17 protein-coding genes and 2 tRNA genes are annotated in these 23,646 nt (G+C 37.0%); 8 read left to right on the top strand and 11 right to left on the bottom strand.

The genetic code is table 11. From position 1 onward, the window contains the following. Positions 1-285: 285 nt before the first annotated feature. Positions 286-555, bottom strand: a complete 270-nt coding sequence (gene rpmA, locus ACFIK7_RS03645; RefSeq protein WP_100130483.1) for a 50S ribosomal protein L27 — start codon at positions 553-555, stop codon at positions 286-288. A 12-nt stretch (positions 556-567) separates the two neighbouring features. After that, positions 568-1,047, bottom strand: coding sequence for a 50S ribosomal protein L21 (rplU, locus tag ACFIK7_RS03640; protein WP_375662950.1), 480 nt, complete (start codon positions 1,045-1,047; stop codon positions 568-570). A gap of 286 nt (positions 1,048-1,333) precedes the next feature. Here rplU and ACFIK7_RS03635 point away from each other — a divergent pair. Next, positions 1,334-1,423 (top strand) — tRNA-Ser (locus ACFIK7_RS03635). A 340-nt stretch (positions 1,424-1,763) separates the two neighbouring features. Here ACFIK7_RS03635 and pgi read toward each other — a convergent pair. The 3 genes from pgi to ACFIK7_RS03620 all read right to left on the bottom strand — a co-directional run bounded on the left by pgi (position 1,764) and on the right by ACFIK7_RS03620 (position 7,889). Further along, the gene (pgi, locus tag ACFIK7_RS03630) at positions 1,764-3,428 is read right to left on the bottom strand and encodes a glucose-6-phosphate isomerase (RefSeq protein WP_273790288.1); all 1,665 of its coding nucleotides are present in this window, start codon (positions 3,426-3,428) and stop codon (positions 1,764-1,766) included. A 190-nt stretch (positions 3,429-3,618) separates the two neighbouring features. Beyond that, the gene (locus tag ACFIK7_RS03625; RefSeq protein WP_375662949.1) at positions 3,619-6,753 is read right to left on the bottom strand and encodes an efflux RND transporter permease subunit; all 3,135 of its coding nucleotides are present in this window, start codon (positions 6,751-6,753) and stop codon (positions 3,619-3,621) included. Beyond that, on the bottom strand, positions 6,750-7,889 hold the full coding sequence (locus ACFIK7_RS03620) for an efflux RND transporter periplasmic adaptor subunit (protein ID WP_375630490.1): 1,140 nt from the start codon (positions 7,887-7,889) through the stop codon (positions 6,750-6,752). The genes ACFIK7_RS03625 and ACFIK7_RS03620 overlap by 4 nt, the downstream gene beginning before the upstream one ends. 355 nt (positions 7,890-8,244) lie before the next feature. On the opposite strand from ACFIK7_RS03620, the gene ACFIK7_RS03615 reads away from it, so the two are divergent. Then, positions 8,245-8,321, top strand: a tRNA-Arg gene (locus ACFIK7_RS03615). A 364-nt stretch (positions 8,322-8,685) separates the two neighbouring features. Here the strand turns inward: ACFIK7_RS03615 and ACFIK7_RS03610 are convergent. Continuing rightward, entirely contained in the window at positions 8,686-8,967 is a 282-nt protein-coding gene (locus ACFIK7_RS03610; RefSeq protein ID WP_375662948.1) for a hypothetical protein, read from the bottom strand. A 108-nt stretch (positions 8,968-9,075) separates the two neighbouring features. Here ACFIK7_RS03610 and ACFIK7_RS03605 point away from each other — a divergent pair, with 108 nt between their 5' ends. The 3 genes from ACFIK7_RS03605 (at position 9,076) to ACFIK7_RS03595 (ending at position 13,337) form a co-directional block, all read left to right on the top strand. Beyond that, positions 9,076-10,749, top strand: coding sequence for a formate--tetrahydrofolate ligase (locus tag ACFIK7_RS03605; protein WP_375642979.1), 1,674 nt, complete (start codon positions 9,076-9,078; stop codon positions 10,747-10,749). A 187-nt stretch (positions 10,750-10,936) separates the two neighbouring features. After that, the gene (gene rpsU / locus ACFIK7_RS03600) at positions 10,937-11,170 is read left to right on the top strand and encodes a 30S ribosomal protein S21 (RefSeq protein WP_012754552.1); all 234 of its coding nucleotides are present in this window, start codon (positions 10,937-10,939) and stop codon (positions 11,168-11,170) included. 1,606 nt (positions 11,171-12,776) lie between these two features. Continuing rightward, positions 12,777-13,337: an SH3 domain-containing protein gene (locus ACFIK7_RS03595; protein WP_375612838.1), complete on the top strand. Its 561-nt coding sequence runs from the start codon at positions 12,777-12,779 to the stop codon at positions 13,335-13,337. 46 nt (positions 13,338-13,383) lie between these two features. Here the strand turns inward: ACFIK7_RS03595 and irrA are convergent, their stop codons facing one another. Next, positions 13,384-13,896 (bottom strand): iron response transcriptional regulator IrrA, encoded by a 513-nt coding sequence (gene irrA, locus ACFIK7_RS03590; protein WP_375662947.1) that lies wholly within the window; start codon positions 13,894-13,896, stop codon positions 13,384-13,386. A 232-nt stretch (positions 13,897-14,128) separates the two neighbouring features. Here irrA and fabA point away from each other — a divergent pair, with 232 nt between their 5' ends. From fabA to fabI, 3 genes are read left to right on the top strand one after another with little or no spacing between them, the layout of a single operon-like run. Continuing rightward, positions 14,129-14,638 carry a 3-hydroxyacyl-[acyl-carrier-protein] dehydratase FabA gene (gene fabA / locus ACFIK7_RS03585; protein ID WP_273722474.1) on the top strand — a complete coding sequence of 170 codons (510 nt, stop codon included), beginning with the start codon at positions 14,129-14,131 and terminating at the stop codon, positions 14,636-14,638. A gap of 57 nt (positions 14,639-14,695) precedes the next feature. Further along, positions 14,696-15,916 (top strand): beta-ketoacyl-ACP synthase I, encoded by a 1,221-nt coding sequence (gene fabB, locus ACFIK7_RS03580; protein ID WP_375630494.1) that lies wholly within the window; start codon positions 14,696-14,698, stop codon positions 15,914-15,916. 48 nt (positions 15,917-15,964) lie between these two features. Continuing rightward, positions 15,965-16,783, top strand: a complete 819-nt coding sequence (gene fabI / locus ACFIK7_RS03575) for an enoyl-ACP reductase FabI (protein ID WP_273790282.1) — start codon at positions 15,965-15,967, stop codon at positions 16,781-16,783. 1,938 nt (positions 16,784-18,721) lie between these two features. On the opposite strand, the gene gpsA is transcribed toward fabI, so the two are convergent. The 4 genes from gpsA to cyoB all read right to left on the bottom strand — a co-directional run bounded on the left by gpsA (position 18,722) and on the right by cyoB (position 23,598). Then, the gene (gene gpsA / locus ACFIK7_RS03570) at positions 18,722-19,729 is read right to left on the bottom strand and encodes an NAD(P)H-dependent glycerol-3-phosphate dehydrogenase (RefSeq protein ID WP_375630496.1); all 1,008 of its coding nucleotides are present in this window, start codon (positions 19,727-19,729) and stop codon (positions 18,722-18,724) included. A gap of 397 nt (positions 19,730-20,126) precedes the next feature. Then, on the bottom strand, positions 20,127-20,915 hold the full coding sequence (gene cyoD / locus ACFIK7_RS03565) for a cytochrome o ubiquinol oxidase subunit IV (protein ID WP_375662946.1): 789 nt from the start codon (positions 20,913-20,915) through the stop codon (positions 20,127-20,129). After that, a complete protein-coding gene (locus tag ACFIK7_RS03560) occupies positions 20,915-21,583 on the bottom strand; it encodes a cytochrome (ubi)quinol oxidase subunit III (protein WP_375662945.1) in 669 nt (222 codons plus the stop codon). Before ACFIK7_RS03560 ends, cyoD begins: the two co-directional genes overlap by 1 nt. Beyond that, on the bottom strand, positions 21,580-23,598 hold the full coding sequence (cyoB, locus tag ACFIK7_RS03555; RefSeq protein ID WP_375662944.1) for a cytochrome o ubiquinol oxidase subunit I: 2,019 nt from the start codon (positions 23,596-23,598) through the stop codon (positions 21,580-21,582). Before cyoB ends, ACFIK7_RS03560 begins: the two co-directional genes overlap by 4 nt. Between the last annotated feature and the right edge of the window lie 48 nt (positions 23,599-23,646).

Here is a 23,646-nt window from a genome sequence, read left to right as displayed (position 1 = left end):
CATAAAAAGAAAGTCTCTCTCACTATTATTATACAGAAATTTATCAACAAATTCTATCATAATATCAATATGTTCAGTACTAAATACTAACATAACATCGCACAAACTTTTTCCCTCATTGAGAAAAGCCATTTCCTCAATTCTACCTTTTTCGTATATCTTCTACATTTATTATAGTACCAACGCAAAAAGGGAAAGATAAGACTCTATCTTTCCCTTTTAATACTTATAAAACCACAACTATAATTCAATGAAATCCTGTTGATTGCTAGAGAGTGTTACAGATTACTCTGCTGCCTCCAGCATAGGAATGACTGAAACATAGGAACGATTACCCGCTTTGCGTTGAAAAGAAACCTTTCCATTTGATAATGCAAAAAGCGTATGATCTTTTCCAATACCAACATTGTTACCAGGATGCCAACGTGTACCACGCTGGCGAATAATAATATTTCCGGCAATAACGGTTTCACCACCAAATTTTTTAACGCCTAGACGTTTCGATTCTGAATCACGACCATTACGCGAGGAACCACCAGCTTTTTTATGTGCCATAGACGCTCTCCTTTAATCTTTCTTACTCTTTGATGCTACAGACGCTTTCTTCTGCGGCGCAGTCTTTTTTTCAACCGTTTTTTTAGCCGTCTTCTCAATAGAAGCAGCAGCTTTTGTTTCTTGTGGTGTAGTTGCTTCTTCTTTTATCGGTTTCGCAGCAACTTTTTTAGGTTTTGAACCACCCATTAAAATTTCTAAAACACGAAGCCTCGTAAATTCTTGACGATGGCCACGCGTGCGTTTAGAATTTTGACGACGGCGCTTCTTAAATGCGATAACCTTGCGCCCACGTGCCTGTTCTAAAATCTCAGCTGTCACCAATGCATCAGCAACGACAGGGGTACCAATAACCGCATTACCTTCTTGCCCAACCATTAATATGTCATTGAATTCAACAACATCACCCGCATTTCCACTAACTTTTTCAACTTTTACCACTTGATTAGCAACAATGCGGTATTGCTTACCACCAGTTTTAATGACTGCGAACATTTTTTATCCTTCCGTTCACTCCAGCTCTTATTTAATTTCTGCCTTGAAATAAGGGAAAATAGGCTGCTTTTTATCAGTCGTAATAAATCTCAAAGAAGGATAAAACCTTCTTCAACACAAATATGCGCAGATTTCCCCACGCTTATATTTTGTATATATGAAGGAATTTCTATTCTCTGTCAATAAAGTCCCATAAAAAAGAAAAAAAGGTTGTACCAAAAACAATTGAAGGTTATCTACCCCTTATACACTCAAATAGTGCCGATTTTTGTTTCACTTTTATTATGGAGAGATGGCTGAGTGGTTGAAAGCACCGCACTCGAAATGCGGCATAGGGGCAACTCTATCGGGGGTTCAAATCCCTCTCTCTCCGCCATTAATTTATAAAACGATATTATTAAAATGTCTTCAATCGTAGCTTGCCGGTTGTAGCTTGCCAGCGGGTTTTGTATAATTTGACACTAGATTTTGTACCAATTTATTTTTTTCGAAGGATTTTAAGGGGGGCTCAAAGGGTCTTCAAAGACCTCTCAAAGGTCTTTATCGTTTTTGCGAATAAATTCTCCTTTTTACAATTTTTGCACTTTTTTGATTTTCTGTTACATAAATCTAGTTCAGATAATAAGAGAACGCATAGTAAAATTAAAGAATTATCTCATATTTCTCTCTCATTCTACTTTTGCTTAGTTAGTGCAAAACCTACTGTCAAATTATATTTATTTTGCACGTCTTGCTTGAATATGTGCTAGCAACCCTAATGTTGAACTATCGCGATTATCCGCTTTACTTTCTCCACGAAGAATTGGTAGTAACTCGTTTGCTAATTCTTTACCAAGTTCAACCCCCCATTGATCAAATGAATTAATATTCATTAAAATCCCTTCAACAAAAGTACGATGTTCATAAAGTGCAATAAGACGACCGAGTGCAAAAGGTGTTAATAAATCTTGAACCAACGTAATGCTGGGACGGTTTCCTTTAAAACTTCTATGAAGTGCTAAATGATCTGCCTCACCCTCACCAACTCCATTTTTTATCAAGATATGCCGAGCATCTTCAATACTACGCCCCTTCATCAATGCTTTTGATTGTGCTAAACCGTTTGCTAGCAACATCTCATACATAGAATGTAAATTTTTCTCATGCCCTTTTATAAATAAAATAAATTCTACAGGAATAATATCTGTTCCTTGATGCAGAAGCTGAAAAAAAGCATGTTGACTATTTGTTCCTGAATCCCCCCAAACAATTGGACCACTTGAAAAACTTAATGGTTTTCCATCCAGCGAAACTTGCTTACCATTTGATTCCATATCAAGCTGTTGTAAATAAGCTGGAAAATGTATTAAACGCTGTGCATAAGGAATGATCGAACGTGATGAATAACCACAAATAACACGATGCCAAAATCCTAAAAGAGCAAAACGAATAGGAATATTTTTATGCAAAGGCATAGTTTTAAAATGTTGGTCCATTTGCAAAGCACCGTTGAGAAATTTGCGAAAATTTCCACCACCTATTGCAAACATAACAACAAGTCCAATGGCTGACCAAATTGAATAACGTCCTCCAACCCAATTCCAAAATTTAAAAACGCTTGTGGAATCTATGCCAAATTCTGCCACTTTATCAAGCGCACTTGAAACAGCAACAAAATGCGTACAAACGGCTTTTTCTCCTAAATGTGAACAAATCCACTGACGTGCAACTTGAGCATTTACCATTGTTTCAGCCGTTGTAAAAGTTTTAGAAGCAATGACAAACAGCGTTGTTGCTGGATTCAAAATAGAGAGAGTATCAGAAATATGGGCACTGTCAGCATTCGAAACAAAATGACACTGTGGACCATCATGATAAGGTTTTAAAGCGTATGTGACCATTGCAGGACCAAGATCAGAACCACCAATACCAATATTGACAATATCACTTATTCTCTCGCCACTGCTTCCCTTATAGCTTCCATCACGCACCTTTTCAGAAAATCTTTCCATATCTTCAAGGACGTCTTGAATATCGCGAATAAGATTATGACCATCCAACATGAAAATTTCATCAGCAGGTAAACGTAATGCAATATGAAGAACTGAGCGTTTTTCAGTTGTATTAATCGCCTTACCAGAAAACATTGCATCACGCCGGCCTAACACATCTGCTGCGACCGCTAAATCATCTAGAAGTTGCAATGTTTTAAATGTCACACCACATTTTGAAAAATCGAAAAGAAGATCATCAAGTCTGAGGGAAAAATGGGAAAAACGCTGTTCATCTTCTACAAAATGCCGACGAATATCATAGACCCCATCCTTTGCGGCATGGTTTCTTAAAGCTTTTAATGTGGCTTCAAAAGCCATTTCATTTCGAATCGAAAAGCTATCTCCCATAAGCTTATCCTATACGGTTATTGATAATGAAATCTATGCCCAAACAATAACAAAGCAGAAAGCATCTCTTTTATTGCTCGCTATTTTCACTGCTCACATAAAAATGAAGGAATATACAAAATATAAAGGATAAGATCCGAAAATGATATTTTTACAAGAATAAACTTTCAAATCTTTTCTATCATATACATCATTTAACTTGATTGAGTTCTTTTGTTAAACGTAAATCTTCTTCTGCTTTTGGTCTTATAAAACGCCCTAAAAAAAGATAAACAACCGGTGTAACATAAAGCGTAAAAATAGTTGCTAAACCTAAGCCACCAACGATAACCCAACCTAAAGCTATACGAGCTTCTGCGCCAGCACCTTTGGCTAAAACCAAAGGAATACCTCCTAAAATGGCACAAATCATTGTCATACAAACTGGACGAAGGCGAATGTTTGCTGCTTCTTCTACGGCTTCACGCACGCTTCTTCCCTGATCACGTAATTGATCTGCAAATTCAACAATGAGAATACCATTTTTTGCCATAACACCAATTAACAAAATTAATCCAATTTGGCTGTAAATATTAAGACTCACACCACTTAATAGCATAGCAATTACAGCACAACCAATCCCTAATGGGACAGTGGCCATGATAATGAATCCTGAAATAAAGCTTTCAAACTGAGCAGCCAAAATCAATAAAATAATCAAAAAGGCAATGCCAAAAACAATCATAAAATTGGAAGATGTTTCATTAAGCGTTTCGGCTTCCCCTAAGGGAACCAAATAGGTTCCTTTTGATAACAAAGGAGAAGCAATTTTCTGTACAGTTTGGTAAGCTTCCCCTAAAGCGATATCTGGAGCAAGATTTGCGCTTAAAACAACAGCATTCATGCGTTTTTCCCGTTTTAATTGAGGAGCAATAGCTTTTTCATGTAAACGCGCAATAACCGATAAAGGAACATATCGATTGTCTTTGGTTTTTAAAAAAATATTTTCTAAATCGCTAGGACTCTTCATAGAATTTGTACGCGATATCAATTTAACATCGTAAGAATGATCATCCACGTTAATGGAACCAATCTTTTTACCATCCAACATTGTTTGTAATGTATCGCCCAAATTGGCGATATCAATCCCTAAATCGGAGGCTTTTTTTCGATTGATTTCAATAAAAAATTGCGGTTGTGTTGCATCAACAGTAAGGCGTGGGCGAATAAAACGCGGATCATCTTGTAAAGCACTCACCAGCTTATCAGCAATGGGTTGTAATGTTGCATAATCATTGCCAAGAATTGCAAATTGCAACCCTTGCCCAGTTCCTCTCACACCCAAAGAATTTCCCTGCGCAGCAAATACAAAAACTGCGGGAAACTGTTTAACCTTTGCATTAATATCTTTCACGATTTCTTGCTGACTACGTAAACGTTTATCCCAAGATGAAAGCAATAAAATCAAAAAAGCAGTATTGGGTGAACCGCCAGCACCCGCGATAGAGTAACTGTTAGCAATCTCCCCTGCATCACGTAATGGCTGTAGACTTGCTTCAATTTGCTCTATTTGCTCGTTCAAATATTGTGTTGAAATACCTTGCGGTCCATTAATAACCAAAAAGATCACAGCTCTGTCTTCTGCTGGCGTTAATTCCTGTTGTAGCTTCGTATAGCCTCCAACACAAAGACCCCCAAAAATAAGTGAAGCAAAAACAACAGCCCAAGGCTTTTCTAAACACTTATGCAAACTGTAAGTATATGCCTTATGAAAAAAAGTACCTAATTTATATAAAAAAGCAAAATGATGGGACTCTTCCTCTTTATCCTCAATATGTTCTTTGAGAAAACGTGAAGCCAACATGGGACAAAGCGTTAAGGCAACAACTGAAGAAAGCAAAATAGAAATTGCCAAAACAAAACCGAATTCTCTAAAAAGCCCTCCAACTTGCCCAGGAAGAAAGGAAATAGGAACAAACACAGCCACTAATGTCAGTGTTGTTGCTAAAACAGCAAAAAATACTTCACGTGTTCCTATCACCGCTGCTGCTCTGGAACCTAATCCCATGTTGCGCCACCGAACAATATTCTCAAGAACAACAATGGCATCATCCACAACAAGCCCTGTTGCTAAAACAAGTCCTAAAAATGTGAGAATATTCAATGAAAACCCTACAAGATAAATAGCCGCAATGGTACCAATCAAAGCGACAGGAAGAGATACAGCAGGTATCAGCGTTACACGAATGTCTCTGAGAAAAAGAAAAATGACCAAGATAACGCTCAAAATAGCAATGACCAATGCAACTTCAACCTCATGAAGAGCGCTTTTAATAAAAATTGCATCGTCATTAATAACGTCTATATGTACAGAAGAAGGAACAATACTTTTGAGATTATCAACAACGGCTCTCACACCTTCAGAAATATTAAGAGTGTTGGATTGTGCTTTACGCACGATACCTAATCCAATACCTGTCTTTCCATTGATACGAAGAATAACTGTTTCTATATCCGGCGATAAAGTAACATGCGCAACATCACCAAGATGCACATGAGGCTTTAAAACAACTTGTTCAAAAGATTCTGGTGTTGTTAAACGTGCAGTAGCACGTACAACTAAAGTTTGCTTAGAATTGCGTAATGACCCTACTGGCACATCTGTTGTCATATCAGCAAGAACACGTGAAATATCTGCTACAGTTAATCCATAACTTGCAAGTTTTGCTTGATCTATATCAATCTGAAAAATCTTTGTGCGAGCACTATCGACCTGTACATCACCAACACCATCAACAGCAGAAATTGCATCAACAATCTGATCGTTTACAATCGTGGTTAAATCATCAACACTCATTGTTGGTGACGTCACAACCAAATACATCATGGCAGCAGCATTCGAATCTGCTTTAATAATCAAAGGCGAATCCGCATCTTTCGGTAAAGAATAGGTAATACGGGAGAGAGCATCACGAATATCAGATGCCGCAACATTCAAATCAACACCAACATTAAAATTAATCTGTACACGGGAGCGCCCAAAAGAAGACGTTGAAGAAATCGTCTTAACACCTGAAACACGAGAAACGGCATCTTCTATAACTTTTGTAACTTCACGATCAATTGTTTCTGCCGACGCACCAGAAAACACCGTCACAACCGTCGTTACGGGAGTATCAACATCGGGTAATTCTCTTACATCAACATTTAACCATGCTGCAAATCCTGCAATGATGATCATAGCATTCAAAACAAGAGTAAAAACCGGTCTGCGAATAAATAAGGTAATGAGACCACCTTGCTCCACCTTTGACATAGGCTGTTTTGTGCTCAATTCTTGGCTCATTGTATATCCGTTCCGTAAACTGCTGGTAATTGCTGTTGATGAGACTTTGGATCATCAATCGTTACTTTACTTCCTGGATAAAGCATTTGCACCCCTTGAATGACAACTTGATCACCATTTTCTAGGGGTGCTTTTACGAAAACTTGATCTGCTTTATGCTGAATAATTGATACGGGTATAGCCTCTACTTTCCCTTCTCTCACACGCCAAACGAATGACCCTTTACTATTCCATTGAACTGCAAGAGGATTAACGACAGGAAAAGAACCACCATGAAATTGCAAGGCAACAGAAAAGGACATACCAGACATGAGCGTATCTTTTTCATTATTGATTTCAACCTGAACATGAAGTGTGCGACTTTCTGGATCAACGATATTATCAATCGCATAAATATGACCAACAAAAGACATATCTGGCTGCGCGACTAACGTTGCCGTTACCTCATCTCCTTTATGGATGCGCGACACATATCGTTCAGGGGCCCATATATCGACCAAAATACGTTCTCTATTCTCAATACGGCCTATTACAGTATTAAGGGTCACGTTATTCCCCGCATCAACGGGCAAAATACCAACAACTCCAGGAATCGGTGCTCGAATTGTTCGCCGATCGAGATCTAATTCAGCATTACGCAAAACTAAATTTGCGTTATCCAACTCTAAGCGTGCCATAATTTCTTGAACTTCCGTTGCTGTATTGCTGGCGCGTAATTTAAGAATGCGCGAAAGCGTTAACGCATTGTTATCACGTTGCACTTTTGCTTTTGCAGCCGCTATTTCTTCTTTTTTAGAATCAAGCTTTGCAATCACATCATCGGCTTGTACTTTTGTACCTGCTGATACAAAAAGCTTATCAATAACACCTGAGGATAAAGGGGTAAGCTCAACTTCTGCAAGAGCTTTTCCACTCCCTAAAACGTTAAGTTGTTCATAAAAATCTTGAATTTTTACAAGATCAACGACAACATTTACCGGTGGCCTTCCCATTTTTCCATTTGAAGTTTTATCTGATACTTTTGTTTTATCCACCATAGAAATGGGTTGTTCTGCACTCTTTTTTCCAGCCCAATAAGTAACCGTTAAAACAACGATTAAAAACACTAATGGAAAGCTCTTTTTTAATAACGCCATACATCCGCCCTTGCTGTGTCATGTTTATCTGAAATAGTTTTCAACAGTAATATCGGCGTTTTACACAAAAACCCAACAGCGGGTGTGTGTGTCTTACCCCCACCGCAAAAAACAGATCTCATCTCTGCTTGATTATCTTTCATCTATAAAAACGTCAAGTTAACTATCGTTCATATTGCTTTGTATGGTCACAACAAAAAAATGTTCATATCAAAACCAACTGAAGCCATAATATTTTTAAAATATCTCATAAAAAAGAGAGATTTTTTTATTACTATCCAAGTTTCACTTGCATTTCTTTAATGAAACGATTAGGAACCCTTTGTCTTAGACAATGTAAAAAATTGAAATATATGCACCCGTAGCTCAGCTGGATAGAGCACCAGACTACGAATCTGGGGGTCAGGAGTTCGAATCTCTTCGGGTGCGCCATCTATCAATATCTTACTTATAAAGCAGACTTTTTAAATTCTTTATTTTGTGATTTGTTTTTATCTATCTTTGTATTTTGTTATTTCATTCTGTTGTGAGTCGTTTCTTTAGCCATTTTGCTAGAATAAGATGTTATGAGTCCTTCAATTCAGCCCTAAGGGCTTTTATTAGCTAATAATCGTAGCGATTGCATGAGTAGCGTGTATTGTTGTTTTCTTTTTTCAATCTATGCGCTTGTTTTTGGTCTCTTCCGGATTATACTCTCTAATCAGTTAGGTAATTTTTTACGTTCTTATTTCTAACTGTTCCATAACTGGATGTTGCTGGATATTTTATTCCTAGCAGTCCCATCTTAAGAGGGACTTCAAATGTGCCGCCATAAATTCCGGGTTACCACCATGTAAAACTTTTTCAGTGTGTTATTGGAAAGAATAAATAAACTACTTCTCAAACGTACCACTATAAAACACTTATGGTATCCATTAATATCATCAGCATTTTGTTGCAAACCACAGCTTCTTTCTGCAATATTTTTAATTGAATTAAACGTATTTTTACTGCTTAAAAGCAAAGTGATTCTTTTTTCTAAAAAACAATAAAACTCTTCTTGTGCTTCTTTAGCATTATCTCTTGCATGGCATATCATCGACTTCTATGATATCTTAATATTTTCTGTTCTCTATGAATTTTTCTAATTAACCCATGGGGTACAGATCTCGAATATTAATAAAAGATAAGTTTAAAGAATTTTTCCATGCCTAAAACTGATATTGAAATTGCTCGCACTGCTAAAAAGCAACATATTGTTGAAATTGCACAAAAAATTGGTATCTCACATGAAAATCTCATTCCCTATGGCCATGATAAAGCTAAAATTTCTTCTGAATACATAAAATCGCTTAATAAAAATCCAGACGGTAAACTTATCCTTGTCACAGCTATCAATCCCACACCTGCCGGAGAAGGCAAAACAACAACAACAGTTGGACTAAGTGATGCTCTTAATCTTATTGGTAAAAAAACAATAGCTACCTTGAGAGAACCGTCTTTAGGTCCCTGTTTTGGTGTAAAAGGTGGTGCTGCTGGTGGTGGTTATGCGCAAGTCATTCCAATGGATGACCTTAATTTACATTTTACCGGTGATTTTCATGCTATTACAGCTGCTCATAATCTTCTTGCCGCAATGATAGATAATCATCTTTATTGGGGAAATACTCTAAACATTGATCCACGTCGCATTGTTTGGAAACGCGTTCTTGATATGAATGACCGTGCATTGCGCGATATTGTCATTTCATTGGGGGGCATAACAAATGGTTTTCCACGTCAAGCAGGTTTTGATATTACTGTTGCATCAGAAATTATGGCGCTTCTTTGTCTCTCTGAAAATTTAGAAAACCTTACACAAAGACTCAAAAAAATTATTGTTGCTTATCGTTATGATAAAACGCCCATCACCGTTGCTGATCTCAATGCGGAAGGTGCAATGGCAGTTCTTCTCAAAGATGCTATACAACCCAATCTCGTACAGACAATTGAAAATAATCCTGTTCTCGTTCATGGAGGACCTTTTGCCAACATTGCTCATGGTTGCAATTCAGTTATAGCAACAAAAACTGCTTTAAAACTTGCGGATTATGTTGTCACAGAAGCAGGGTTTGGAGCAGATCTTGGAGCAGAAAAGTTCTTCAATATCAAATGTAGGCAAGCAGGTATTGTACCAAATGCTACAGTGATCGTCGCAACTATTCGTGCATTAAAAATGAACGGTGGTCTGGATAAAAATAACCTGACAGAAGAAAATATTACCGCTTTAGAAAAAGGAGCTGCCAATCTTTTACGACACATAAAAAATATGAAGCACTACGGTATTCCTTGTGTTGTGGCTATCAATCATTTTGACAGCGATAGCGATGCTGAAATAAAAACATTACAAAAAATAGTTGCAACAACTGGACACAAAGCTATTATCTGTAAGCATTGGGAACAAGGTGGAAAAGGCGCTATAGAACTTGCACAAGAACTCGTTACCTTGATTGAAAAGCACGATTCTGATTTTAAAGTTCTCTATCAAGATGATATTCCACTCGTTCAAAAAATTAATTGTATTATAACAAAGCTATACGGTGGACGTGGCGCCATCATCTCAGCCCCTATTCTCAAACAACTTGAATCTTGGGAAAAAGAGGGGTTTGGCGTCTACCCTATTTGTATGGCAAAAACACCTTATTCTTTTTCTTCTGATCCCAAGCAATACGGCGCTCCTGTTGATTTTGAAATTCCCATACGAGAAGTTCGTCTCTGTGCGGGAGCCGGTTTTATTGTTGTCATTTGTGGAGATGTTATGACCATGCCGGGACTACCCCATTATCCCGCGGCTGAAAAAATTCATCTTGACGAAAATGATCAAATACAAGGACTTTCATAAATTTATAACCGTAAATTCTATCATTCATTATAAAAAGCGTTTTATTGTAAAAAAAATAGAATTTTAAAAAGCGATATAGACAAATGTCTTATTTATATGATACAAGTGCTTGTCCTTTTGGATATGCCTTTAAAAGGACGTAGGTTTTTTCCTATCATTTATGACACTGAAAAAAGCAGGATAGATAGTGCAAGTACTCGTTCGTGATAATAATGTTGATCAAGCGCTCCGCGCGTTGAAAAAAAAGATGCAGCGTGAAGGTATCTTCCGTGAAATGAAAATGCGTAGTTATTATGAGAAGCCATCTGAGAAGCGTGCTCGTGAAAAAGCTGAAGCTATTCGTCGTACACGCAAGCTTGCTCGTAAGCGTGCACAAAGAGAAGGTTTTGTTAGTAACGGACGAACTGTTGCGGTAAAGTAATATACTTTATGATATTATATAATTGCATAAGCAATAGATAGTAAGCTACTAGAAAATTTTATCTTCATAGGCAATTGCGATGAATTGCTTGGGTAGGTTTTTATGTACAATGTTATCTAATATGTTAGTTATTTGAAAATAATAAGGTTTCTATCATAGAGGTGGTTTTTATTTCACTCTTATATTTTAAAAATAGATAACAAACTACACTTGAGATATTTAAGCGACTTTTTCCTATGTAAATTGAGTGCGGGGTGTTTTATTATCACTTTTCGCTATAATTTTCTCCTTCTGGATATCTCTTACATCACTGCTTCTTATGTACAAATTTCATGATGAACTTCTTTTTTGTCATTAAATATTCTACATCTTTCGATCATCCTAGGTCTGATTACAAAACAAAAATAACTATCGCAATATGCGATTGTGTGTAAAATATAATATCAAATTCATAATCCTCTTTCCCTTCAGTTATGTAACGAAACGATATAATTCCATAACTTTTTATATCTCTCTAAAGGATGACGAATTTCAACCACTGCACTATAGATTCTTTTTTCTTGATAAATTTCTTCTATTCATCACTTATGTAATTACCCTCATCAGTGTATCGAATAAGCCTTTCTATTTCATTCAACTTTCTTCTATACTGAGTTAGAGAAAAAGAAAATTGACAATAAACAGAGAAAACACTGTATTTTAATATGGATGAATGTGCCTTTTATTACCATTTTTGATGGAAATGTTTTTAAAATTTAAATAACGAGTTAAAGTTTTTAACGCGGAGATTTATTATTATAAGTAATCGTTTTTCATATTAAGTAATAATTCTGAATAACGTAAAGTTTCTCAACACTTTCTCATATTGAATCAATCAAGATTATTTTCTTGTACATCATAAGCGGGATTCGTATGCAAATAGAATAAAAGCTATTTAAGAAAAAACAAAAATGCTTCTTATAAACACTATAAATAATAGGAACTGCATAACATTGAAAGCTGGTAAATAGAACGATGGAGCCAGCTTATCTACCATACGGATAAGCATTATCATGGCATAAGATTAGAGTGTAGAAAATTTTATAAATGAATTATCACGAAAAAGTGTCCTGTTAAAATTAGCCCTTCATATATCAATCTACTCTATAATGTTGCTCATATTTTTACGCTTAAATGTTTTATTTATCGTATTATTTTGTTCATTCAAAACTTCTTTTCAAGCCACACAATAATCCCTTTCTGAACAGCTCTTTGTTCATAGTATGCATACATGCACTTTTACTTTGAGAAACAAACTCAAAAAAGAGATGCAATACTTTAGCCCTAATTTCCTGTACAAAAACTGCCTATGGCTCCAATATACTTTACTGTTTTATCACGCTTACAGCTACATAAAAATCTAATGTTTATTTATATCTACCCCCTCATAAACAAGATAAGCACTAAGAAATACAAACCTTTTGTTTTCCTTATTTTGATATTTTTGTAGCAATTTTTTCATCGTTTAGATCTCTTTAACGAGCAATGTGTCATACTTTTTATCAGTTTCCAGTCTTATCTTTCAGATTTTAAATTTCCAATATATGACGAAATAAAGGAGTTCGGTGTGCAAAATTCTCGTTGGTTTCGCGTTTCAATACTCATATCATGTATCTTAATAGCAATAGTCATTGTATTGGGTTCATCTCATTTGTTGCATGCACAAACATTTAATCAAAATTTAGGGCCCAGTGGTTTACCACTTCCGCGATTTGCTTCGATTAAACCCACCAGCGTTAATGTACGCGTCGGACCAGGAAGCAACTATTCAATCATTTTCACCTACAAAAAGAAGGGCTTACCTATTGAAATCATTCAAGAATATGATCAATGGCGCAAAATTCGTGATGCAGAAGGCGATGAGGGATGGGTGTATCAATCGCTTTTATCGGGAAAGCGAACTGCTATAACTATTCCATGGCAAAAAGATAAAACAAAAAGGCTGATGCTACGAAAAAACCCCACCGACAACGCAGAACTTGTGGCGGAAGTAGAACCTAACGTCATTGGTAACATCCGCCAATGTGATGGACAATGGTGCGAACTAAACATTAATAATACGCGCGGATGGCTTCAGCAACCCCAGTTATGGGGAATCTATCCTGATGAAAAAGTAAAAGGTTGGTGAATACTCAAACTCAACAAGTTTAATTTTTATTCCTCATTGAATATCCTCACTGCCTATCACAAGATTGATTTTTTGGTTTCAATCGCACGATTAAATCAACATGTGAAATTTCCATACCTTCTGGTGGCTTAGGCAAATTTCTAATAATGGGAGCTTCTTCCAAATTATAAGGAATATCAAGAATACGATTTTCGCCTTCTATATAAAAATGGTAGTGATCAGAGGTATTGGTATCAAACCAAGTTTTTGAGCCCTCTACGGCAATAATCCGTAATAATCCCGCTTCCGTAAATTGATGAAGCGTATTATAAACCGTTGCTAAAGATACAGGTACACCTGCCCTCACCGCTTCCTCATAGAGCTCTTCAGCAGTAATATGACGATTTCCTTGAGAAAAAATCATATGTGCAAGTTCCAACCGCTGACGTGTTGGACGCAGACCATTTTGACGCAAACGTTTTTCTAACATAGAAATGGAATAATATTGCACCATTTTTCCACACTCTTTTGTGCACTGTTGCTCTTCATTCATATCTAAATTGTCTGCACTCACTGACATATTACAAACCCAAATACATTCCTGCTAAATAAGATCAAAATACAAAAAAATGGGAATAGTATGGTGTAATCTTGTATTCCATTTTTAAATAATTACCTATGTAGAATACATAAAAAAAGGCTTTTGTCATTAAAAATGATATAAAATCATTTCCCTCTCTTTAAAATTTGCTCTAAAAGTAGGTTGGGAAAAGCGCAGAAATTAAAGATATATGCAAATAAATGGAGTAACAATGGCTGAACAAAAGTCTCGCTACACATATGAAGAGCTTCTAAGCTGCGCTCGCGGCGAAATGTTTGGTAGAGGTAATGCGCAATTGCCAGCACCGCCAATGTTGATGATTCATCGAATCACTCAAATTAGTGAAACTGATGGTAAATACGATAAAGGAATGGTTCGCGCCGAATTTGACATTACACCAGACATGTGGTTCTTTAATTGTCACTTTATAGGCGATCCCGTCATGCCAGGATGTCTCGGACTGGATGGTATGTGGCAATTAACAGGTTTTTTTCTTGGTTGGCTAGGCGAACCAGGAAAAGGAAGAGCAATATCAACAGGTGAAGTAAAGTTATCAGGGATGGTAACTCCACAAACCAAAATTCTTGAATATGAAATAGATTTTAAGCGTATTCGACGTGGAAATTTAGTCTTAGGAATAGCTGATGGGTGGCTAAAAGCAGATGGAGAGACTATTTATAAGGCGAATGATTTACGCGTTGCTTTATTCAAAGAAGATTGAACGTTATTTCCGTCAGAAAGAACTTTTCACTATTCTGTATGGAACGAGGAGGTATGAATGCGTCGAGTTGTTGTAACCGGAATGGGAATTGTCTCCGCGATTGGAAATAACCCTAGAGATGTTTTAACCAGTTTACGTGAAGCAAAATCCGGAATTTCTTACGCACCTCAATATGCTGAATTAGGCTTTCGTAGCAGAGTTTATGGCAAGCCCGATATTAATATAGAAGAACTCGTAGATCGACGTGCTCTACGTTTTCATGGGCGTGGAACAGCATGGAATCACATCGCCATGGATCAAGCAATTGCTGATGCGGGTCTAGAACCGCATGAAGTATCGAACGAACACACGGGTATTATTATGGGTTCTGGAGGTGCTTCAACACATTCAATCGTAGAAGCTGCTGACATTACACGCCAAAAAGGTCCAAAACGTGTTGGACCTTTTGTTGTCCCTAAAGCGATGAGTTCCACAGCATCTGCAACATTAGCAACTTTCTTTAAAATAAAGGGGATCAATTATTCAATCTCTTCAGCTTGTGCTACCTCCAATCATTGTATTGGTAATGCTTACGAAATGATACAATATGGTAAACAGAAGCGCATCTTTGCCGGTGGCTGCGAAGATTTGGATTGGACACTATCTGTTTTATTCGATGCCATGGGCGCTATGTCCAGCAGATATAATGACATTCCTCACAAAGCTTCACGTGCTTATGATGTTAATCGTGATGGTTTTGTCATTGCTGGAGGGGCTGGCGTTTTAGTCCTTGAAGATTTAGAACTTGCTAAAGCACGTGGTGCAAAAATCTACGGAGAAATCGTTGGATACGGTGCGACATCCGATGGACATGATATGGTTGCCCCATCAGGAGAGGGAGCGGAGCGGTGCATGCGCATGGCTCTTGCAACAGTCAATAATAAAATTGATTATATCAATCCCCATGCGACAGCAACTCCTGTTGGTGATCCTCCTGAGATAGAAGCTATCCGTCGTGTCTTTGGAGCAGGTGATCAATGCCCCCCCATTTCTGCTACCAAGTCTCTAACAGGACATTCCTTGGGAGCAGCAGGTGTTCACGAAGCAATCTATACATTGTTAATGATGAATCATAATTTTATTTGTGAAAGTGCCCATATTGAAGAACTTGATCCAGCTTTTGCTGATATGCCAATCGTTCGTGAACGACGTGATCATCAACAACTGAATACCGTATTGTCGAATACTTTTGGCTTTGGCGGTACCAATGCAACGCTTGTTTTCCAACGTTATGTATAAACAAAAGCTCTTAGTAATTGAAAAAAGTACGGTCTTACGGAGAATAATATGAAAGGTTTGATGGAGGGCAAACGCGGCCTTATTATGGGAATTGCGAATGACCATTCAATTGCTTGGGGCATTGCCTGTCAGCTCGCACAAGCAGGAGCGGAATTAGCGTTGACTTATCAAGGAAATGCTTTTGGAAAACGTGTTCATCCCCTAGCAGATAAACTTGGGTGCAAATTAGTGCTAGAGTGTGACGTTGAAAAAAGTGAAAATATTGATTACGTCTTTGAGCAACTTGAAAAAGAATGGAAAACAATTGATTTTATTGTCCATGCCATTGGTTTTTCAGATAAAACTCAGCTAAAAGGGCGTTACGTTGATGTTACAACACGTGAAAACTTTCAACGCACGATGGTTATTTCAGCTTATTCCTTTACTGAAATTGCCCAGCGCGCGGGTAAGCTTATGCCCAATGGAGGAACACTTTTAACTCTTACCTACGGTGCTTCACAGCAAGTTGTGCCTAATTATAACATCATGGGTGTTGCTAAAGCAGCTTTAGAAGCTATGGTACGTTATTTAGCAGCGGACTTTGGTCCTCAAAATATCCGTGTCAATGCGATTTCCGCTGGTCCTGTTAGAACTTTAGCAGGTAATGGTATTGCAGCTGCGCGGGCAATATTTTCACATCAACGCCGTAATGCCCCATTACGGCGTACCGTAAATATTCATGAAATTGGAAAATCTGCTCTTTATCTACTCTCTGACTTATCATCAGGTGTTACAGGTGAAATCCATTATGTTGATTCAGGCTATAACATCATGTCTATGCCAATACTTGAAGAACTGAAAAAAAGTGACGATTCCCAAGAAGAATAAAATTTATTTCATTGCACTAAAAAAGAAAATAAATCATGTCCATAGTGCTTTAATCGGGTATTGAGTACTTTCTCAGCTATATAATAGTGTATTGACTTATAATAATATGACGTAAGGCATATGTGCAAATGTTTGTAAGAATAAGTCAATACAAAACCAGATGTACGATGCCTTGTTTCGCAAAATATTTTATAAAAAGCCGGAGTATTTCTTCAATCCATGGTTGATAAAGTGTGTATTTTATGACGTTATTTACCTTACTAAAGCATACGCTTTTGTCGTTGCTTATAAATCAATATCCAGCCCTCATGCTACCGTAGTTTGAAACAGAGATTAGAGAATTATTAAAATCCTTAGTTTCAGCTTTTGTGTAGCAAATTGAAAAAAATATTCCTACCGTTTGATTTATTCTTGAAACGCAAATACAATCTAATTTAGGACGAATATGAAGGCGTAAAGAAATCAATCATTAATCTTACTATTATTCTTTAATGAGGCTTTACGATTTTAAAAGCATGTACATCAATGTTTTTTTAATAATGGAGGTTACGCTTTACCTCACACCTTTATTTTTCTTGTTCTTTAATGAAAGCATTTCTCTGATGTGTCAAGTAAAATAGAACACCCAAAAACACTATAGCTGTTTCTCCTTCATGCATTTTTTAAAGATATCTCTCAATGCACGCCATTCCATTTCACAATGGTACCTGTAGAACGTATAAAAAATCCCTGTGAAGTACATAAAATCCTTTTTTTACCACCATTTTAATGTTTATACAGATGACAAACTGACACCGTCATTTTACTTGCCATGTTCTAATATTGAAACAACCCTTGACACTTGAGATGATTCATTAGAAGTATCTTTAATAATTTTTATCCACATACTAACCCGCTTGTGACAAGCAAACACATATTTTTAATTAACTCAATACAAAAATAAAATGAATTATTTATATAAATCAATTTTTTATCTTTATAATCACATTATTTTTCAGTGTAAATGACAGCCACAAACAAGTACAATAATATTTTTTTCAACCTTAGACTTTCAAAGTTATAATTCCAAAAATCATTTCTTGCATATAAAAAACAGAATTGACATGTGAGAAAATAAAAGACTTAAATATTTCTACTGAACAGCTTCAAGTGCTTAGAGCTGTCTCAACATTGGGGGGTGTAATGATGCTCGGCTTCCTCCTTCATAAACGTAAAGATGGGGATGTGCACAATGGCTTTATCGTTACACTATTCACGGTTACCGTCGCGAAGTGGACTTGGAAGTTTTAAGAGAGGTCTCTTTAAAACAAGCGCGTGAATATACAACAGCTATCGTGTTTTTTTGGGCGTTCTATTTTACCTGACACATCAGAGAAATGCTTTCATTAAAAAATGAGAAAATAAAGGTGTGAGATAATCTCCATTATTTAAAAGATATTGCTTTAGATAGCGTAAAACTGAATTTAAAAATGATTGTAGAAATGGGAACTGGTTTTCATCTTTAAAATTTCATCTTCTTCCCAAAACAGATTGTCTTCTTGTTTTAAAGAATCACAAAAACAGAGATACATAATATCCCTGCCCCGATATTCTTAACTTATACGTTACATAAATAAGATGCTTCTACCTAATGAGTCTTGTATTATTCTGTTTGCAAACATCATTGTGAGATGAATTTAAGAGACAATAAAAATATCTTGTTCATTACATTACATAAACATGTGTAAGTGGAAACGATAATTTATCTTCAAAGAGATAGCTCTTAGATAAAAGCAAAAACTTTTATATTTCAGCCATGTTTCATAAAGAATCGAATGATATGAATCTATAATTTGCTGGAATATGACTACCTTATACAACCATCAATAAAATCTATTTTATATGTCTATCATAGCATGTTTCTATTTTTTACGATTTGAATTATTAAAAAACAGGATATCATTGTATTTCGTCCTTGAGGGCGCGGCTTAGTAATGTATTTGCCGCTTCAGTTATGTTTTTACCACAATAGAGAATTTGATAAATTTGTTCTACAATGGGCATTTCTACCCCAATACGCTGCGCCAACGTATGTACTTCCTTGGTATTTAAGTATCCTTCCACAACCTGACCAATTTGTTTTTCCGCTTCTTTTATATCTATTCCTTTACCAAGAAGTATTCCAAAACGACGATTACGTGACTGATTATCAGTACATGTCAAAACCAGATCACCTAAGCCTGTCATTCCCATAAATGTGGAAAGCTCAGCACCCATAGCCCCCCCTAAACGACTGATTTCAGCTAGTCCTCGTGTGATAAGAGCTATTCGTGCATTTGCCCCAAAACCTATGCCATCTGATATTCCTGCACCAATAGCAATAACATTTTTGACTGCTCCCCCTAATTGAACACCAATCATATCTGAACTTTTATAAACTCTAAAACTTTTGTCACAATAAAAAAGTTGCTGCAATTCTTTACCAAACTCAACATCAGAAGCTGCTATCGTCATTGCAGTAGGCCAACCAATAGCTAGTTCTTGAGCAAAAGTTGGTCCAGAAAAAACAGCTAAAGGAATTTTTTCACCTAAAATCTCACGAGCAACCTCTTGTAAAAAACGTCCAGTACCATGTTCTAAACCTTTTGTAGCCCAAATAACACGTGAATGCTGATCTAAATAAGGCTGAATATTACACAAAACTTGATGAAATACATGGCTTGGAACTGCGATTAATATATTGTGACTCGCCGTTATTGCAGTTTCAAGCGAAGCTTCAAGTAATAAATTGTCAGGAAATCGAATATCGGGTAAATATACTTGATTACAACGTTGTTCCTGTAATTCTTTGATATGTTGAGGACTATATCCCCAAAGTAAAACATTATGACCATTACGGGCAAGAGCTATCGCTAATGCAGTACCAAAAGAACCAGCACCAATAACTGTCATTGCAACGGTTTTCATTAAGTTTTCTGATTATTCTCTAAATTTTTGATTTCAATTGCATATTATTATTACAAATAACTTTAATGCTATCTTTAATATAAATTCTGTAAATCTAAAAACATTACTGCTTCGTGTTTTTTTATCTCACACAACATAAAAACTTGTTTCTCACATTCTCTTTCTTTGTAGTAAATTTTACAAACATCACTTTTTGTATATTCTACAAATAGCTATTTGTCTCAAAAATTAAAGCTTGACTAAATACCCCACGGACTTTCTCTTTTAAATTAAAAGTATATTCAAAATAATGATACTCATTCCACTGATATCTTGTACTTCTTCCCTTCTTTATATCCTACGAATTTCTTCTACGAGCTGATACATGCCGCATCAGCTCCATAGATATTTCTAACAACTACTCCACAGGAAACTGTGTATTTGGATCTTGATCCATGGGTATTTCTGAACCAGGCGCTTGATCTACAGGAGTTTGCGTACTTAGACCTTGCCCCATGGGTATTTCTGAACCAGGCGCTTGATCTACAGGAGTTTGTGTACTTAGACCTTGCCCCATGGGTATTTCTGAACCAGGCGCTTGATCTACAGGAGTTTGCGTACTTAGACCCTGCCCAATGGGCATTTCTGAACCAGGTGCTTGATCTACAGGAGTTTGCGTACTTAGACCCTGCCCAATGGGCATTTCTGAACTAGGTGCTTGATCTACAGGAGTTCGCGTACTTAGATCCTGCCCAATGGGCATTTCTGAACCCTGTATCTTTTCTGGCTGTTTTCTTACGGATATATCTTTGTTTGATAACTGCTCAGACACTGAAGAATCATCTCTACTTGATATTTCCGGTTCAATAACACGTCCTGAACCACCCATCATATTATAATTTAAATGAGAAATAGCCCACCAAGTTCCCCCAATAATAACAAAAACGCAAATAGCAGCAAACCATAACGCGCTTAAATTCCATTTGGCGTCTGGACCAGAATTCAAGTGCAAAAAGAAAACAATTTGTACTATAATCTGAATAATCGCCATCCCAATAAGATACGCAACCTTTGTACTAACTGCCCAACTCTCCATCATTCCATACATCACAGGAACAAAAGAACCCAAAGTGAAAAATACAGCCAGAATAAAACCAACCAAATAGGAACCAGTACTGGGACCATGTGTTTCATTTTGCACGCTCATCACAACGCTCCTAATAGATAAACCATGGTGAAAACACCAATCCATACAATATCAAGTAAATGCCAAAAAATGGAAAGGCATGCTAAACGTGTTTTATTGTTCTGATCCAAACCATTACGACGAAGATGAAAAAACATCACAACCATCCAAAGAAGACCAACACTTACATGAAGTCCATGGGTGCCAACCAAAGCAAAAAATGCTGACCAATAAGCAGAGAGAATTTCCCGTCCAAAAAGCTGTAAACCTGTTGCAGGATCAATACCCGCATAAGCATTTGGATCGTAATAAAAAACCTCACTCAAAAGTTCATGAAATTCGTAAAGTTCCATACCAATGAAGCAACACCCCAATACAAAGGTAACAGCCATCCATAAACGCACACCACTGATGTTATTTTTATGTGCTTGTACCATTGCAAAGCCATAAGTGACGGATGAAAACAACAAGAAAGCAGTCTCAACCAAAACAAACTTTAAATCTATAAACTCATTACCCGCTTTACCACCGCCATAAGAAGCAGAAAATACAGCAAAACTTGAAAACAATGTCGAAAACAGGATTAAGTCTGAAAGAATATAGACCCAAAAACCAAACGTCATTACCGAGCTACTATCGTGGTGAAGTTCATCTATAGTACTCGCGTTATTCATTGTTACAGCACTCATACTGTCACTCCTTGTTCTTTAAGAACAGCCGTAAAGGCATCTTCAGTTTTTTGCACTTCTTCAGCTGGAATATAGTAACCATGATGATCACCTGTTAATGAATGACACACAAGCGTTGCAATAAAACCAACCAATCCAACCGCAACAAGCCACCAAATATGCCAAACAAGTGCAAAACCAACAACTAATGAGAAGAATCCTGCAATAATTCCAGCAGATGTATTTGATGGCATATGAATTTTTGTAAATCCACTTGTCGGCCGTTGATAACCACTTTTCTTCATATTCCAATAAGCGTCATCAGACTGTATCTTTGGAAGGAGGGCAAAATTATAGGAAGGAGGCGGTGAAGAGGTAAACCATTCAAGTGTACGTGCATCACCCCAAGAATCATTTAATGTTACCGGTAAGTGACCTTTATGCTTAATACCGTACCAAATCGCCAAAACAACCTGTAACACAAAACAAAGAATACCAAGTAAGATAATACAAGCACCTAATGCAGCAATAATAAACATCGGCTGCCAACTAGGTTCCATGTAATGCTGAAGACGACGCGTCGCCCCCATTAAACCAAGCGCATAAACGGGGAAAAAGGCAAGGTAAAAACCAATAAACCAACACCAAAAAGATGCAATACCTAGTATGCGATTTGGTTTATAACCAAAAACTTTTGGAAACCAAAATGCAATCCCCGCTAAGTACGCAAAAACCACACCTCCAATAATTGTATGATGGAAATGTGCTATCAAAAAGAGCGAATTATGAAACTGCCAATCAGCAGGGACAATAGATAATAAAACACCGGTTAATCCACCACCAACAAATGTAAAGATCATGCCCATGCACCAAAGCATTGGAGGCTCAAAGCGAATTCGACCTTTATACATCGTAAGCAGCCAATTAAAGACTTTTACACCTGTTGGAACTGCGATGATCATTGTCGCAATACCAAAGAAAGTATTTACAGCTTCACCGCCACCCATTGTGAAAAAATGATGTCCCCAAACAAGAAGCGAAAGAATCAAAATAACCAACATGGCCCATACCATCGAAGTATAACCAAAGAGGCGCTTTGAAGAAAAAGTTGACACAACTTCAGAAACAATTCCAAAAGCAGGAACAACCAAAACATAAACCTCAGGATGACCAAAAACCCAAACATAGTTAATCCATACCATCGGATTTCCGCCACCAACATTAGAAAAGAAATTCATGCCCAAATAACGATCGCATGCCAAGAGTGCAAATGCTACAGCCAAGACAGGGTAAATAACTAAAATAAGAACATTGCTGACAAAAGCACTCCAACAGAAAATAGGCATTCTCATCATTGTCATTCCAGGAGCACGCATTTTAATCATCGTTGCAATAAAATTTACTGATCCCATTGTTGTTGCAATACCAGAAAGCTGAAGTGACCATAAATAATAATCTACCCCTGTATCTGGACTCGTTTGCAATTCTGTAAAAGGTGGGTACATCAGCCAACCACCACGACCAAAATTACCAACACCTAGGGATATGTTAATTAATATTGCCCCCGCAGCCGTAATCCAAAAACCTAGATTATTTGCAAAGGGAAAAGCAACATCACGCGCACCAATTTGAAGCGGTATAAGATAATTAAAAAGACCAAATAAAATAGGCGTGGCCATGAAAAAAATCATGATCGTACCATGCGCCGAAAAAATTTGATCAAAATGCTCAGGGGGCAAATAACCAGCTGTTTCACTCCCAAGAGCTAAAGCTTGATGCGTTCGCATCATAAGTGCGTCCGCAAAACCGCGAACAAGCATAATAATTCCAAGAACGATGTACATAATACCTATGCGTTTATGGTCAACCGTCGTAATCCAATTTCGCCATAGAACTCCCCACCACCCAAGTGCTGTTAAAGCAATAACAGCAATTAAACCAACCAAAACAATCGCAATACATGTATACAAAACGATCGGTTCATGTGCAAGCGCATGAAAAGCACCTGCCGTAGGATCTGTAAGTCTTCCAAACATTTCTCAACCCATTTCAAATGAAATTCAAGTTTAAAAGAAACCTTTGTT

The sequence above is a fragment of the Bartonella sp. CL266QHHD genome, assembly GCF_042195355.1.
GTDB lineage: Bacteria > Pseudomonadota > Alphaproteobacteria > Rhizobiales > Rhizobiaceae > Bartonella.
This window is presented reverse-complemented; position numbering and strand designations above follow the sequence as displayed.